The 14,824-nt window shown below is 61.3% G+C and carries 16 protein-coding genes; 2 read left to right on the top strand and 14 right to left on the bottom strand.

The window, feature by feature from the left end:
• Positions 1 to 84 precede the first annotated feature (84 nt).
• The 3 genes from QKE52_RS01105 to rlmN all read right to left on the bottom strand — a co-directional run bounded on the left by QKE52_RS01105 (position 85) and on the right by rlmN (position 3,669).
• On the bottom strand, positions 85 to 1,674 hold the full coding sequence (locus QKE52_RS01105) for an ABC transporter permease (RefSeq protein WP_347947886.1): 1,590 nt from the start codon (positions 1,672 to 1,674) through the stop codon (positions 85 to 87).
• Positions 1,671 to 2,492 carry an ABC transporter ATP-binding protein gene (locus tag QKE52_RS01100; protein ID WP_347947885.1) on the bottom strand — a complete coding sequence of 274 codons (822 nt, stop codon included), beginning with the start codon at positions 2,490 to 2,492 and terminating at the stop codon, positions 1,671 to 1,673. Before QKE52_RS01100 ends, QKE52_RS01105 begins: the two co-directional genes overlap by 4 nt.
• A gap of 70 nt (positions 2,493 to 2,562) precedes the next feature.
• Positions 2,563 to 3,669 carry a 23S rRNA (adenine(2503)-C(2))-methyltransferase RlmN gene (gene rlmN, locus QKE52_RS01095; protein ID WP_254868093.1) on the bottom strand — a complete coding sequence of 369 codons (1,107 nt, stop codon included), beginning with the start codon at positions 3,667 to 3,669 and terminating at the stop codon, positions 2,563 to 2,565.
• A gap of 93 nt (positions 3,670 to 3,762) precedes the next feature.
• Between rlmN and QKE52_RS01090 the strand changes: the two genes are divergently transcribed.
• Positions 3,763 to 4,167: a lipopolysaccharide assembly protein LapA domain-containing protein gene (locus QKE52_RS01090; protein ID WP_046648056.1), complete on the top strand. Its 405-nt coding sequence runs from the start codon at positions 3,763 to 3,765 to the stop codon at positions 4,165 to 4,167.
• 3 nt (positions 4,168 to 4,170) lie between these two features.
• Here QKE52_RS01090 and QKE52_RS01085 read toward each other — a convergent pair whose 3' ends face one another.
• The 5 genes from QKE52_RS01085 to rpsB all read right to left on the bottom strand — a co-directional run bounded on the left by QKE52_RS01085 (position 4,171) and on the right by rpsB (position 8,668).
• Complete coding sequence (locus QKE52_RS01085; protein ID WP_175973262.1) at positions 4,171 to 5,025, bottom strand: phosphatidate cytidylyltransferase; 855 nt, start codon at positions 5,023 to 5,025, stop codon at positions 4,171 to 4,173.
• A gap of 133 nt (positions 5,026 to 5,158) precedes the next feature.
• Positions 5,159 to 5,716 carry a ribosome recycling factor gene (gene frr / locus QKE52_RS01080; RefSeq protein ID WP_046648055.1) on the bottom strand — a complete coding sequence of 186 codons (558 nt, stop codon included), beginning with the start codon at positions 5,714 to 5,716 and terminating at the stop codon, positions 5,159 to 5,161.
• A gap of 70 nt (positions 5,717 to 5,786) precedes the next feature.
• Entirely contained in the window at positions 5,787 to 6,524 is a 738-nt protein-coding gene (pyrH, locus tag QKE52_RS01075) for a UMP kinase (protein WP_046648054.1), read from the bottom strand.
• Positions 6,525 to 6,772: 248 nt separating this feature from the next.
• On the bottom strand, positions 6,773 to 7,585 hold the full coding sequence (tsf, locus tag QKE52_RS01070) for a translation elongation factor Ts (protein ID WP_070701706.1): 813 nt from the start codon (positions 7,583 to 7,585) through the stop codon (positions 6,773 to 6,775).
• A gap of 255 nt (positions 7,586 to 7,840) precedes the next feature.
• Positions 7,841 to 8,668, bottom strand: a complete 828-nt coding sequence (gene rpsB / locus QKE52_RS01065) for a 30S ribosomal protein S2 (protein ID WP_010190382.1) — start codon at positions 8,666 to 8,668, stop codon at positions 7,841 to 7,843.
• A 394-nt stretch (positions 8,669 to 9,062) separates the two neighbouring features.
• Here rpsB and QKE52_RS01060 point away from each other — a divergent pair, with 394 nt between their 5' ends.
• Positions 9,063 to 9,569 carry a M23 family metallopeptidase gene (locus QKE52_RS01060; protein ID WP_049155391.1) on the top strand — a complete coding sequence of 169 codons (507 nt, stop codon included), beginning with the start codon at positions 9,063 to 9,065 and terminating at the stop codon, positions 9,567 to 9,569.
• Here QKE52_RS01060 and QKE52_RS01055 read toward each other — a convergent pair.
• The 6 genes from QKE52_RS01055 to QKE52_RS01030 form a co-directional block, all read right to left on the bottom strand.
• Positions 9,532 to 10,443, bottom strand: coding sequence for a tyrosine recombinase XerC (locus QKE52_RS01055; protein WP_049155390.1), 912 nt, complete (start codon positions 10,441 to 10,443; stop codon positions 9,532 to 9,534). The two genes, QKE52_RS01060 and QKE52_RS01055, sit on opposite strands and share 38 nt — an antisense overlap.
• A 15-nt stretch (positions 10,444 to 10,458) precedes the next feature.
• Positions 10,459 to 11,637: a DNA-processing protein DprA gene (gene dprA / locus QKE52_RS01050; RefSeq protein ID WP_347947882.1), complete on the bottom strand. Its 1,179-nt coding sequence runs from the start codon at positions 11,635 to 11,637 to the stop codon at positions 10,459 to 10,461.
• A complete protein-coding gene (locus QKE52_RS01045; RefSeq protein WP_070701708.1) occupies positions 11,634 to 13,157 on the bottom strand; it encodes a YifB family Mg chelatase-like AAA ATPase in 1,524 nt (507 codons plus the stop codon). Before QKE52_RS01045 ends, dprA begins: the two co-directional genes overlap by 4 nt.
• Complete coding sequence (locus tag QKE52_RS01040) at positions 13,144 to 13,581, bottom strand: YraN family protein (protein WP_347947880.1); 438 nt, start codon at positions 13,579 to 13,581, stop codon at positions 13,144 to 13,146. The genes QKE52_RS01045 and QKE52_RS01040 overlap by 14 nt, the downstream gene beginning before the upstream one ends.
• Before the next feature lie 207 nt (positions 13,582 to 13,788).
• Positions 13,789 to 14,094, bottom strand: coding sequence for a DUF2469 domain-containing protein (locus QKE52_RS01035; protein ID WP_005528899.1), 306 nt, complete (start codon positions 14,092 to 14,094; stop codon positions 13,789 to 13,791).
• Between the two features lie 87 nt (positions 14,095 to 14,181).
• Entirely contained in the window at positions 14,182 to 14,823 is a 642-nt protein-coding gene (locus QKE52_RS01030) for a ribonuclease HII (RefSeq protein ID WP_046648047.1), read from the bottom strand.
• Position 14,824 lies beyond the last annotated feature (1 nt).

The following is a 14,824-nucleotide window of genomic DNA, read 5'->3' as shown; positions in this document are numbered from 1 at the left end:
CGCTTCTTCGCTTTAAATAAAGCTCCCTTTCTGCAGTTCACGAATGGCCTGCTAAAAGGGAGCTTTGTTTTATCTCTTTCACTCCTAGGTCACGTAACGGTTGACCACCGCGTAGATTTCCGGGGTTCGCTCCTGCGCTCTGTTTCCGGCAAAGCGCCAGACAACGGCGTAAACCAGCGCCGGGACCAGCAGCGAAACCATCACCGCAACGTAAAGCAGCCAGCCTCCTCGCTCGTAAACGAAGGCAGAAACCACGATGCCGGGCAGCGCGGGCACCCACACCAACAGCATGCCGACGAACGCAGTGAGAAAAGCACCAGCGGAATAGCCAGATTTATCATTCCACCGGTTCTGCCCAGGGGCGGACAAAGGATAAGGATTGAGCACCGTCAACCCCAAGCCCACCGCCGCCGTGGAGATAAACACTCCTAGGGCCACAGCTGTGCTCACCATGCCCAAGGTGCCGTCATCACCAAAGACAAGAACCACTACGGCAAGCAGAACAAACCCAATCAAAGGAATAGTCACGTGTGCGAGGTGGCGCGCATGAAGTATGGTGCGCGGGGCAACCGGCGCCACCATGTGGACCCAGTTCGATGGCCCATCGAAGCCATAATCATTAGCCAAGAGCGAAGAGAGCACGATTGCGCTGAAGCACAGCATGAAATAGGCAGCGAAGTCCTCGCCCTTCCACAGCTGATAGAGCGTCACCACGCCGAACAGAGGCATCATGTACAGCATGCCTGTTTGCCGCTTGTCACGGGTGAGATAACGCAACGCGCGAGAGTATTCCATCGCCGCCGGGCTGGAATAAGACCACGCGCCCAACTCCAACTTGGATACTCCCTTGCCCGTCACCTCGCTGGCTGCGTCACCACCCGCTCCCGGATTGCGCATAAGGCCGGTTATCTGACGGGACCACCCCCATACCAACAGGCCAAGGCTGGCCACCGCGATGAGCAGTTGGGCTAGGGCGGTGAGGAAGTGGCCGTCGGCAAGCGCGAGCGCCCACCCCACCCCTGCACCAAACGGGGTCCAAGCGCTGGCAGTGCCCACCGTGTTTAACGGCGGCAAAGACTCCAGGACGCTCTGCGCCTGCAGCATGCCAAAGACCAGCAAGCCCATGACCACCATCGCCGCGATTTGGGTGCGGGATTTCTGGGAATCCGCGATGGCGGAAGCCACTTGGCCAAGGCATTCGCCGAAGATGATGGTCGTCGCACACGAGAGAACCATGCCGACGACGAAGGGCACTGCGGCCCACCCAGGCCCCGTCAGTATAAGGAAGATGCTGCCGATGATCGCATATACCAGGGAAAAGACAACCGACATGATGGCGCGGGTAGTCAACAAGCTGGAAAGGAAGAGGCCCGGAAGAACCTCGCGGGGAGTCAGAGGAAGAGCTCCCAGGGTTGTCGGGCTCAACTGGTTCTCCCCCGCCGGCATGAAAAGAGCGAGGAGAACGTAGATGAGCATGCCGCCTGCCACCCCGACGGTCAGCGCTTGGTAACCGTGACCCGGGGTGGTGATATCGGAATACACCATGAAGGCGAGCGAAACGAGACCGATAGCCCCGTAGAGAAGCATCATCAGCCCCATGATGAGCGTCGACGGGTTGGAGGCGACACTGCGCCACCACAGGGTGCGGTGAAGCCTGAACAGAGTGGACGTCATTCGCGCTCACCTGCCGACGGGGAGCGCAGCCACCCAAACTTCGAGACGTCCAGATCCCGTCCCCCAACGGCCGCGATGAACAGATCGCTCAGGCTTTGGCCCTGGCGGACATCCTCAACGTGGCCTGCGGTGATGACTTGGCCGCCGTTGATGATGGCAACGTGGTCACAAAGCCCCTCAACAAGCTCCATGACGTGCGAAGACAAAATAACCGTGCCGCCACGCGCAGCATAGGCGCGCAGCATCTGCTGGATGAGGCGCCCGGAGACCGGATCCACGGCTTCCAGCGGCTCATCGAGAATGAGCACCTCTGGGTTGTGCAGGACGGCGCCGGCCAAGAGGATCTTTTTGGTCATGCCGGCGGAATAATCCGAGATGCGTTTGTCGGCGGCATCGGAGAGGGAGAGGGCGTCGAGAAGCTCCTGCGCACGGCGCAGCGACTCGGCGCGTTCCAGTTTGTGCAAAGCACCGAGGTAGTGCAAATACTCCGCGCCCGTCAGGCGGTCGAAGACCGGTGCCCCATCCATGAGCAGACCCATGGCCCGCTTGGCGGGAATGGGCTCCTCCCACACATTGTGACCAGCGATGAAGCTGGAGCCTGAATCGGGACGCTGGAGGCCACAGGCCATGGTCAGCATCGTGGTCTTGCCCGCACCGTTGGGCCCCACTATCCCGTAGATGGATCCGCGTGGAACATCCAGGTTGAGGCTATTGACAGCGATCTGAGAACCAAAGGACTTGCGCAGATCGCGCACCGCCAGAGCTTGGGTGCGCGGATCAGCGGCTAAGTCCGCACGATAAGGATGAGTCATAAGCATTAACGGTATCAAGAACCATTAATGCTTTGTTCTCCGAAAAACTATCGTTAGGAAACTGTAAGCAGAGCCCTTAAGCGGTCTCGCGCTCATCAGCGGCGAGCTGGCCACAAGCCGCAGCGATTTCATCGCCCTTGGTATCACGCACGGTACACGGCACGCCCTGCGCGATGACGCGGCGAACGAACTCGTCCTGGCGCGCCTTCGGGGCAGCGTCCCACTCCGAACCCGGTGTGGGGTTGAGCGGAATGACGTTGACGTGAACCTTAGAGCCCAGTGCCGCATGCAGCTTCCGGCCCAGCATGTCGGCGCGGAAATCCTGATCATTCTTATCGCGGATCAGCGCGTACTCGATGGAAACGCGGCGGCCCGACTTATCGGCGTAATACTTGGCGGCATCGAGAACCTCCTCAACCGGCCAGCGGTTATTAACCGGCACGAGGGTATCGCGCAGTTCATCGTCCGGGGTGTGCAAGGAGACGGCGAGGGTGCAGGACAAATCTTCATCTGCGAGTTTGCGGATGGCCGGGGCCAAGCCGACCGTCGATACCGTGACATTGCGCTGGGAAAGGCCGAAACCTGTGAGGTCAGAGCCGGTAATCTGGCGCACCGCATGGACCACGCGCTTGTAGTTAGCCAGCGGCTCACCCATGCCCATGAAAACAACGTTGCTCAAGCGCCCGCCTTCCTCTTCCATAAGGCGGGCGGCGTGCCTAAACTGCTCCACGATTTCCGCGGTGGACAGGTTGCGGTCCAACCCGCCCTGGCCGGTGGCGCAGAACGGACAGGCCATGCCGCACCCGGCCTGGGAGGAGATACACAGGGTGGCGCGCCCTGGGTAGCGCATGAGCACGGACTCCAGCAGTGTGCCGTCGTGCAAACGCCACAGGGACTTGGTGGTCTCGCCGTCGTCGGTGGAAGTCTGCCGGATGGGTTGCATGAGCGTGGGGAACAAACGCTCCTGGACTGCCTCACGGGAGGAAGCCGGGATATCCGTCATCTCCGAAACATCGGCAGTGTGGTGGACGTAGTAGTGCTTGGCCAGCTGCTTTGCCCGGAACTTAGGCAGGCCAAGTTCCGCGAGCGCCTCAATGCGCTCGGCCTCGGTCAGGTCCGCGAAGTGCTTCGGGGGTAGCCCGCGGCGCGGAGCGGAGAAATTCAGTTTCAGTGGTTCAGCCATGGTAGAGCCCATTTTCCACGTTTTCAGCCACATTATCCAATCTAGGCTCTGCTGGAGTGGCGAAAGTGACATCTCAACCTATTTAATAGATGCATGACGAATCCAGAAAACTCCCCTGAGGAATTCCGCACCACCGCTCCGGCCGACGAGCCGCTGACCGACCTGTCTGCGGAAACCACTTCCGGTGGCGGTGCGGTGGAGCCGGCTCCGCGCGCAACCGACTATGACAATAAAAATGACGGAAAGGTCAAGGGCTCCTTCGCCGCCAGCACGTGGATTGCCCTCATCGTGGGCTTCCTGCTGCTCATCGTCCTTATCATCTTCATCCTGCAGAACCAGCACCAAGTACCGCTGAACTTCCTTAACTGGTCAGTGCAGTTCCCCGCCGGTGTCACTTACCTCATCTGCGCCATTGCCGGCGCGCTCATTATGGCCCTGGTGGGCGGCTGGCGCATGTTCGAGTTGCGCCGCCAGGTACGCAAGCAAGCGCGCCGCTAAGACCTACGGCGCCAGGGTGGTCAGGAAGCTCATTGCCACCCACGTGACCATCGCGGATGGCAGCATGCCATCCAGGCGGTCCATGATGCCGCCGTGACCGGGCAGCAAGGCAGACATATCCTTGATGCCCAATTCCCGCTTAAACTGAGACTCCACCAAGTCACCGAGGGTGGCGCAGAAAACGAGCCCGAGGCCCATGAGCGCGCCCACCCATGGAGTGTGGTGCAGCAGGAACGCGAAACTCAATGCACCGGTCAGGGTGCCGAAAACTACCGAGCCGGCAAAGCCCTCCCACGACTTCTTGGGGCTCACCGCGGGGGCCATGGGGTGCGAGCCAAACATTACGCCGGCGATGAAACCACCGGTGTCGGAGGCGACGACGCAGAGCATAAACACGACAATCGACGCCGCCCCCGAGGCGAAGGGGGTCTCCACCCGCGAGAGCATCGCGGCAAAGGTGCCAAATAGTGGGATCCAGGTCAGCACGAAGATACCCACGGACATATCGCGCAGGTAGTTAATCGGGGGTCGGTGTCTACCGTTGTGGAAGAGGCGGCCGAACATCAGCGCCAAAACCGCAACCACATAAACCGCGACGAGGCCAGAAGCATTGAGGAACCACGAGACCCACACCATGGCTTGTCCCAAGACGATGAGCAACGTCCGCGGGACGTAGTAGGAGTGCTCCCGCAGCCTGGTAAGGACCTCCCACATGGCTAGGCCCAGCGCTGTGGCTACGACGAGGTACCACACAAGGGGCCCGGCCCACACCGCAAAGACAACGAGCGCGCCCAAACCAACGCCAACGGCAATCGCCGCGGGCATGTCTCGACCCGCGGAGTTTTTGGGTTTGGGCATTCGGCTCGAGTGCTCAGTGCTCACGCGTGCTCCTCATTCAATCGTGGGGTAAGTCAAGGTCTACACAGAAAAGACCGCCGTGCTGGTCGGTGCCTGGCGCGGCGGCAAGTCAAAAACTCTGTGAGCGCGGAGGCTAGACCTCCATGAGCTCTTCTTCCTTGTTGGCTACGAGCTGGTCCACCTGCTCGATGTAGCCGGACGTAATCTTTTCCATCTCCTTCTCGGCGGCGATAACTTCGTCCTCACCCGCGTCGCCATCCTTCTGCAGCTTCTTCAGCTGCTCCATGGCACGGCGGCGGATGTTGCGGATAGCAATTTTGCCGTCCTCGCCCTTGCTCTTCGCCATCTTGACCATGTCGCGGCGGCGCTCCTCGGTCAGCTGCGGGATGGTCACGCGCAGTACCTGACCGTCGTTCGTCGGGTTCACGCCCAGATCCGAGTTGCGAATTGCGTTCTCAATCTCATTCATCACGGACTGTTCATAAGGCTTGATGAGCAGCATGCGCGGCTCAGGGACCGAGATGGTGGCCATCTGGGTAATAGGGGTCGGAACCCCGTAGTACTCAGCGACCAAGCCGTTAAACATGGACGGGTTGGCGCGGCCGGTGCGGATGGTGAGCAGCTGCTCACGGGTGTGCTCTACCGAAGCGGTCATGTGCTCTTCAGCTTCGAGCTGGATCTCGTCGATCATGAGGGTTACAACTCCCTTGAAATAGTCAAAAGTTCTGGGAAAGAATTTAGCAGGTCGCAGCCCATTTGTACTAGGACTGAACCAGCGTGCCGATCTTCTCGCCGTTGACGGCACGCTTGATGTTGCCCTCGGTGAGGAGGTTGAAGACCAAAATCGGCATATTGTTGTCCATGCAGAGGCTGAACGCGGTAGCATCGGCCACCTTCAGACCCTTCTCAATAACCTCACGCGGGGTGATTTCGGAATACAGTTCGGCATCCGGGTTGGTGCGGGGGTCGGCCGAATAGACGCCGTCGACTGCCTTGGCCAAGAAGAGGACCTCCGCACCGATCTCCAGGGCGCGCTGCGCAGCGGTGGTGTCGGTGGAGAAATACGGCATGCCCATACCGGCACCGAAGATAACTACGCGGCCCTTCTCTAGGTGGCGGTCGGCACGCAGCGGGAGGTAGGGCTCAGCGATCTGGGCCATGTTGATGGAGGTCTGCACGCGGCAGTCGATGCCCTGCTGCTTGAGGAAGTCCTGCAGCGCCAGGGAGTTCATAACGGTGCCGAGCATGCCCATGTAGTCGGAGCGCGCGCGGTCCATGCCGCGCTGGGAAAGTTCGGCGCCGCGGAAGAAGTTACCGCCGCCGATAACGACGGCGATTTCGGTACCCTGCTGCGCCACCTCGGCAATTTGGCGGGCGACGTTTTCTACCACATCAGGGTCGATGCCGACCTTGCCACCGCCGAACATCTCACCGCCCAGCTTGAGCATGACTCGCTTGTATCCGGTTCGCTTCGGTTCAGGGTTGGTCACGGTCTTCATCGTCTCCTTCACGCATGGCGACGCTTCAGTTAAGCGCTTGAATAATTCTGTTCCATCTTAACCATAGGAAGCCGCTCGCTAATACTCAGCTGCGAGCGAGCCCCACCCTCAGGGGCAGGCTAAAACAGCGAACTCCCTCCCCCACTTGTTTCCTTTGGCCACACGGCGTAGGGAAAAGGAGTGGAGGAGGGAGCAGAAGGCAGTCGCCGCACGACATGCGGCCATGACTGCGACAGCTTCAGAAGCGCTTAGACGCCGACCTCGTAACGGACGAAACCGGTAATGGTGGTGCCAGCCTCCTCTGCAACCTGCTTAACGGTCTTCTTGGAGTCCGACAATGCTGCCTGCTCCAGCAGGACCACAGACTTGTAGAAGCCGTTCAGGCGGCCTTCCACAATCTTCGGCAGGGCAGCCTCCGGCTTGCCCTCCTCACGGGTGGTGGCCTCAGCGATCTCGCGCTCCTTCTCAACGATCTCAGCCGGAACGTCCTCGCGGGTGAGGTACTCAGCGTTCATAGCTGCGATCTGGAGAGCGACTGCGTGAGCGCCTTCTGCGTTGCCCTCGTAGGACACCAGGACACCCACTGCCGGCGGCAGGTCAGCGGAACGCTGGTGCAGGTACACAGCTACGTTGTCACCCTCAATGGTGACGGCACGGCGGGCCTGCAGCTTCTCGCCGGTCTTTGCGGACTCTTCGTCGACGACCTCGGAAACCTTCTTGCCGTCAATCTCCAGGTTGTTGAGTTCCTCACCGGAGTTGACCTTGGCCTCACCAGCAGCCTCAGCGATCTTGGCAGCGAAGGACTTGAAAGCCTCGTTCTTGGCCACGAAGTCGGTCTCGCAGTTGATCTCCACCATCGTGTTGCCGGAGACAGCAATCAGGCCCTCAGTTGCCTCACGCTCAGCGCGCTTGGACACGTTCTTTGCGCCCTTGATGCGCAGGTACTCAACGGCCTTGTCGTAGTCACCCTGGGACTCGTCGAGAGCCTTCTTGCAATCGAGCATGCCGGCGCCGGTGGCCTCACGCAATGCCTTTACGTCTGCAGCAGTGTAGTTCGCCATAGTTGGAGCGATCCTCCTTGGATTTAAACGGTATTCGTTGAAACAGCGTAGCTGAATCGCTACCACCACGTCGCGTTGAGGGGGTGTTAGCTTTCTCCCACTCCCCCAGCAGAGGAAATGTAGAGCCCTTTGCGTGGTGTTTCAACCCTCTAGTTGTGTCACGTGCTTTAGCGAGTTAAGGAAAACACGTGAGAAAAAGCCCCCATCTCCGCGGGCTCTGTGGGCCGTGCGGTACGGGGGCTTCGGGTATGCAGATTACTCTGCGGACTTCTCGGCGTCCTCGGACTTCTCAGCGGAAGCCGGATCAGACGCAGCGGCAGCCTCAGCGGCGTCGCGGGCGTCCTTCTCAGCGGTGTCGCCGGCAGCCTCCTTGGCCTGTGCAAGCTGGCGCTCCTCGCGAGCCTTCTTGCCCTCATCCACAGCGGTGGCGATGATGCCGGAGAGCAGCTTGGTGGCGCGGATAGCGTCGTCGTTGCCCGGAATCGGGAAGTCGACCTCATCCGGGTCGCAGTTGGTGTCCAGGATGGCAACAACCGGGATGTTAAGCTTCTGAGCTTCCTTGACCGCGATGTGCTCCTTGTTGGTGTCAACGATCCACAGTGCGGACGGAGCCTTGGTCATATCGGAGATACCGCCCAGGACGCGCTCCAGCTTGGTGCGCTCGCGGGTCAGCATCAGAACTTCCTTCTTGGTGCGGCCCTTGTAGCCGTCCTCAGCTGCATCCATAGCCTGCAGCTCCTTCATGCGCTTCAGGCGCTTGGAGACGGTCTGGAAGTTGGTGAGCATGCCACCGAGCCAGCGGTGGTTCACGTACGGCATACCAACGCGGGAAGCTTCTTCAGCAACGGCTTCCTGAGCCTGCTTCTTGGTACCAACGAAGAGGATGGTGCCGCCGTGTGCGACGGTCTCCTTCACGAACTCGAAGGCCTCATCGATGTAGGTCAGCGTCTGCTGCAGGTCGATGATGTAGATGCCGTTACGGTCGGTGAAGATGAAGCGCTTCATCTTCGGGTTCCAGCGACGGGTCTGGTGACCGAAGTGGACACCAGCGTCGAGGAGCTCGCGCATGGTTACGACTGCCATGTTTCGCTCGCTTTCTATATGTTGTTTCGGTTTTGCAAAGATTGTGCGGTGTTTTATCCCGCACCCTAGCAACGAAGGCCCTGGTTAACACCCCATTATCCTGGGGACCACGTCAACCACGGACTGTCTCTTCCTTAACCCAGGAAGCGACTACTTCGCCGCGCGTAGTCAGTCCATGTGGTAACCATTCGGTGCCGAGCACAGACTGCTGTGGGCTAGCTTAGTACTGCACACACGGTGATTCCAAACGACGCGACCGAATCACCTCCGCTGGATTGTTGACAGGCTTAACGAACTTTTCCCTAGCGCACCATGGGTTACTTCTGTAACGAGTTATCCACAGGTCGACCGCACGCTCTTCCCTCGAGCCGCGCTCACGCGCAGGCTTGAGGTCATGCGTCACCGTCTACTTTGTTTATCTGCCCTGCTATGCGTTTGGGCCGCGCTTGCCGACGTCCCCCTCGCCGCCGCCTTCGTCGACCCCACCACTGGGGAGCCGGTTGTTTCGCGTGTCTTGCGCGGCTTCGAACCTCCTGAGAAGCGGTGGATGGCCGGGCACCGCGGTGTCGATCTGGATCTACCTGTCGGCGGTAAGGTGCGTGCCGCTGGCGACGGCGTTGTGTACTTCGCAGGCTCCATAGCGGGTAAGCCAGCCCTTTCGATTGCTCATGGCAACGGCCTACGCACCACTTATCAACCAGTGTTCGCGCGGGTTAAGAAAGGTGACCGAGTGCAGGAAGGAGACGTGATCGGCACGCTCGCGCCGTCCGTGGATGGCTATCCGGGACTCCATTGGGGTGCAATTAAAGGTCGCGAGGACTACATCAACCCGCTGGATCTCCTCGGCGAGCCCGTCATTCGACTCAAGCCCGCGGGTGGGAGCGAGCGTAGACGTCCTTAAGGCGCTGGGCAGAAACGTGCGTATAGACCTGCGTGGTCTGCAGAGAAGAATGGCCGAGCAACTCTTGCACGATGCGTAAATCGGCCCCGCCCTCGAGCAGATGCGTAGCCGCGGAGTGGCGTAGGCCGTGCGGGGTGAGCCCCGGCGCGCCCGTGACTTGTGCGGCGCGTTCGACGACGCGGCGGACCTGGCGCGCATCGATTCGGCGTCCGCGCGTGCCCACGAAGACCGCTTCTGTTTCACCGGCGAGCTCGGGGCGCCCCGTCTTCAGCCAGGCGCGCAGCGCGTCGTGGGCCGCGTCCCCGAAGGGAACGACGCGCTGCTTATTGCCCTTACCGGTCACGCGCGCGGTGCGGCGGGAAAGATCCACATCCCCGATGTCCAGGCTCACCAATTCGGCTACACGCGCACCGGTGGCATAGAGAAACTCGAGCATGGCGCTATCACGCAGGAAATGGATCTCATCGGCGGAAACGGCATTGCCCATCAGCTCCCCGGCGGCGGCGGGCGACATCACAGTGGGCAGATGCTTGCCCACCTTGGGCGTAGCCAGGCGCTGGGCGACATCAGTCTCGAGGTGCCCCTCACGCGCGGCCCACGTGGAAAAGGCGCGCACCGCTGCGGTACGCCGCGCCAGCGTGGAGCGAGATTTTCCCTCATCGACGGCACCCGCCAGCCATGCGCGAAGGGCGTTCAGAGTAAATGACGAGAAACTCGGGACGTCGGCAGCCAGCAGGCGCAGGTCTGAACAGTAGCCACGGACGGTCGCCTCGGAGCGACCGCGGACAATGCGCTGATAATCCGCAAAGTCCTCGATCGCTTCCTCCAGCTGGCCACCCACGCGCCGCTCACTGTTACCACATGCTCCACTCATGTCACATGAGTGTACTCAGGTGCGCTGCCACATCGCGCCCGAGCGCGTTATCACCCCCATCTTTTGCATCGCCACGAGCAGGTGGATGGTCAGCGCCACCCGCATTCCCGCAGCAGCCGCGATATCCTCCGCACTCGCTCCTTCCTCCGCGCTTTCCGGCGGAGTGGAGTCATACACTTTGAGCTCATTGCGGGACAAGCGTTGTACCGGGGTTGGCTGGAACTCAAGTTCATACTGACCCGCAGCGTCTACTTCCCCGACTTTGCCCACGAGTCCGCGTATTTCATCGACTGAGGCCACCAGTTGCGCTCGCCCATCCTGGATGCGTTGGTGGCACCCCAAGGACCCAGACGTCGTGACTGGGCCCGGTACCGCCATGGCAACCCGGCCCAGAGCCTCCGCCCAGTTCAGCGTGTTTAACGCGCCAGAACGAAACCCGGCTTCCACCACCACGGTGCCGCTGGTCATCGCCGCCACGAGGCGGTTGCGGGACAAGAAGCGGAAGCGCTGTGGCCGTGTGCCCGGCGCGAACTCGGACACGATGCACCCATTCCCGGCAATCCTGTCAAAGAGACGTGCATTGCGCGCCGGGTAGGAAATGTCAATACCGCAGGCCGCCACCGCGACGGTCTGCCCACCTGCGTCGAGAGCTGCCTCGTGCACCGCTGTATCAACCCCCACTGCCCCACCGGACACCACGGTCCATTGGTGCGCTGCGAGACCACCAGCCAGAAGTGAGCCCGCCTCCCAGCCGTACCGGCTCACGGCGCGCGTGCCCACCAGGGCAACGGATTGGGCTACCGCTTCGCGCAGGTTCCCGCCGCGAACCCAGAGGCTGTGGGGCGGGACTGCTTGGTCATCAAACGTCGCCGGGGCATCGACGAGCCCCTGCTGGTAGAACCCAAAGGCACGGGCAAATTCCTCCCCGGGCCACTCCGCGTCATCGGGTGTGATGAGCCGGGCTCCGACCGCCTCTGCGGCAGCGAGGTCTTCGTCTTGTCGTAGCCAGTCCCGCCGCGATGCCGTGGCCTGCCGCAGGGGCCCGATCCAGTCCTCCCCCTTATGGATTCCTCGCGCTATCTCCTCAGCCGGGTATTGGGTCAGCAGACCGTGGAGGGTTGGTGAGGGTCCTTCCACCACGCGGTTGAGGTAGGCCCAGGTGTGACGGCTGGTCGACACGTTGAGTTCGCTCATGCGGCCAGCCTTTCGATCGTGTCAGCGCCACGGAGATCGAGTGCGCGGCTGACGTGGTCGAGCTCGGGACGGGCGGTTCCATCGAGGTCTGCCAACGTCCACGCCAAGCGCAGCACACGATCCACCCCACGCTGGCTGAGCTCCCCTTCAGCCAAGTAGGCAGCAAGCATAATCATGGCCGACTCCGCTGCTGGGCGATGACGCCGCAAATAGGAAGCAGACACGGCGCCATTGACTACGCTTCCCAGCCCATCGGCCTCCCAACGCGCCTTCATTCGTTCCCTGGCGGCGGCCACGCGTTGAGCAATGTCTGCGGAGGTTTCCTCCCCTTCTGGGTGCAGTACCGCGGATTGCCCCGACAAAGACACAATGATGTCGAGGCGGTCGCGCAATGGGCCCGAAAGGTTGGATAGGTAGTTCATCCTGTCTGCTGCCCGGCATTCGCAGCGTGACGGTTCCTCAGCGCCACAGCGGCACGGGTTCGCAGCCAACACCAGTTGAAAGCGGGCGGGAAAGATTACCTCGCGGCTAGCCCGAGTCAGGCGCACCTGTCCTTCTTCCAGCGGTGCGCGCAAGCTATCCAGTACTTGCGCCGGAACCTCGCTGACCTCGTCGAGAAAAAGCACGCCATGGTGTGCCAAACTCACCGCACCTGGCCGCGGGCGCCCCGATCCACCGCCGATCAGCGCGGCCCTCGTGACCGAAGCGTGCGGCGCGATGAAGGGCGCCCGGGAAATCGCCGTGCCAACGGCTCCCGCCACCGAGTGGATCGCGGTAGCCTCCACCGCTTCTTCCGTGGTCAAGCGCGGAAGGATGCCCGGCAAACGCGAAGCAATCATTGATTTGCCGGAACCAGGTGGCCCCACCATCATCACGTGATGGCCGCCAGCCGCGGCAACCTCTGCTGCCCACTTGGCTTCCCGCTGTCCGGCTACCTCGCTGAAGTCTGCAACCTGTTCACGCGCGGGCGCCGCAGCGTGCGTGATCAGCTGCGCATCCGGCAGGCAATCACTCCCGCATACCCAAGCGAAAGCATCCCAGAGGGTCTCGGCCACCAGCACTCGCATGCCGGGAACCAATGCTGCTTCCGCCGCATTACCAACCGGAATGATCAGCGTGTCATAGCCTTGCGAGCGCGCCGCCAGAATCGCCGGGATGATGCCGGAGACCGGGCGAACCTGCCCGTCCAGCCCCAGCTCGCCGAGCACGAGCGCCCCGCTGAGCCGACTTTTCTCGCTCTGGCCTGCCGCTAAGATAGCCAGCGCCATGGGGAGATCGAAATGTGCGCCGGCCTTGGGCAACGATGCTGGTGACATGGACACCACGACCTTTGTTTTCGGCCACGGTAGGTGCGAGTTGCTCACCGCGGTCCGGATGCGATCCCGCGACTCCGAAATCGCGGCATCACCCAGTCCCACCACATGGACACCGGGCAGCCCGGGACCCACGTTGGCTTCCACGGTGACCACCCTGGCCAGCACGCCATCTAGCGCAATCGTGTCGCACCTACCGAGAGCCATGGTCAACTCCCTGGAAATACTCCACGTCGAAGGTTTCCCCCTTCTCAGCCCCTGTGGACACGAGCCCGAGTACATCAAAGCGAACCTTGCTTAAGGGCTGGGTAGTACTCCGTTTTGCGCTCAGCCACTGCGCGGCAGCCTTGCGAAGGCGCTTTAGCTTGCGCGGTGTTACCGCTTCAGCCACGCCAAAGTTGCGGGTTGCCCGGGTTTTAACTTCACAGAAGACGATGGTTCCATCAGGCTCGCGCACAACGAGGTCGAGTTCGCCCACGCGGTAGTGGACGTTCGCGGCTATCACCTGAGCCCCGCGCGCTCGGTAAAAGTCAGCGGCGAACTTCTCCCCCGCTTTCCCCAGTGCATCCGCAGGGCGGATGGTCTGCCCCACGCTCGGTGAATGCACGGAAGTCGCTAGATTTTTTGTCATTATGGTGCTCCTTGGAATTGAACGTGTAGACAACACGCCGCAAGCACGACACAAGACAATTCCTGTGCCGCACACCCCCTTACGGCACTTCCAGAACACCTCACTCGGCATCCCTCTGGCGAGAGCTTCGAGTCTCGCCACACGAAATCTGTGGATAACTAGTCCGGACTCACCACTTTATTGGCACCCGCACCCCGCACACGAGCTTTACTCTGGGAGGACAAAGTCCGGCTTGTCCAGCTCTTCAATGTTGACGTCCTTGTAAGTGATCACACGGACGTAGCGCACAAAGCGCGCCGAGCGGTACATATCCCATACCCATGCATCGGACATACGGACCTCGTAGTAGACGTCCGGCCCCGATGTATGCGGAATGAGCTCGACCGCATTGGCCAGGTAAAACCTGCGTTCGGTTTCCACCACATAGGAGAATTGGCTGACTACATCGCGGTATTCGCGGTACAGCGACAGCTCGACTTCAGCCTCGTAGTTATCGAGTTCCTCAGCGCTCACGGTGTGCTTCTCCTTCGCTCACAATCAACCGGGATCACGGTGTCACAGATTGAGCACCAGCTTAGTTCCCGCACCCCGCCTCAGGCTTCAGGCGCGCGCGAGGAATTGCGCATGAGCCCCAGCAACGTTGCGATAACTCATACGGTGCTCCGGCGTCGCTCCCAACTGCACGATGGCCTCTTGGTGTGCGGCGGTGCCATACCCCTTATGCGATTCCAAGGCATAGCCCGGGTAGCGCTGCGCGAGCTCATCCATCAAGCGATCACGAGACACCTTGGCCACAACGCTTGCCGCGGCGATGCAGCGTGCGGCGGTATCGCCGCCGATGATCGGCAGTTGCGGGGTGGGCAGGCCGGGGACAAAGAGGGCGTCGCTCAGCACATAGCCTGGGCGGACCTTAAGCTGTGCCACCGCGCGGCGCATCCCCGACAGGTTGGCGTGCTGGATGCCAAAGGCATCGATGTCCTTTGCTCCCACGTGCACCACTGACCACGCCAGCGCGCGACGTTTGATCAGCGGCTCCAGCTTCTCCCTGGCCGCCGGCGTGAGCTTCTTCGAGTCATCGAGCCGCTCCAAACCGGGAATGATGCGATCGGGCAAGATGCACGCGGCAATAGTCACCGGTCCACAACAGGCCCCACGCCCAGCTTCATCCACCCCCGCGACAGGCCCTAGCCCCGCCTTGGAGAGCGCAACCTCATAGGTTCTCTTCTGTTTGAGACGGCGCATA

Origin of the sequence: Corynebacterium sp. c25Ua_47 (assembly GCF_039907205.1) — a bacterium.
In the GTDB taxonomy this organism is placed as follows: Bacteria; Actinomycetota; Actinomycetes; order Mycobacteriales; family Mycobacteriaceae; genus Corynebacterium; species Corynebacterium hiratae.
This window is presented reverse-complemented; position numbering and strand designations above follow the sequence as displayed.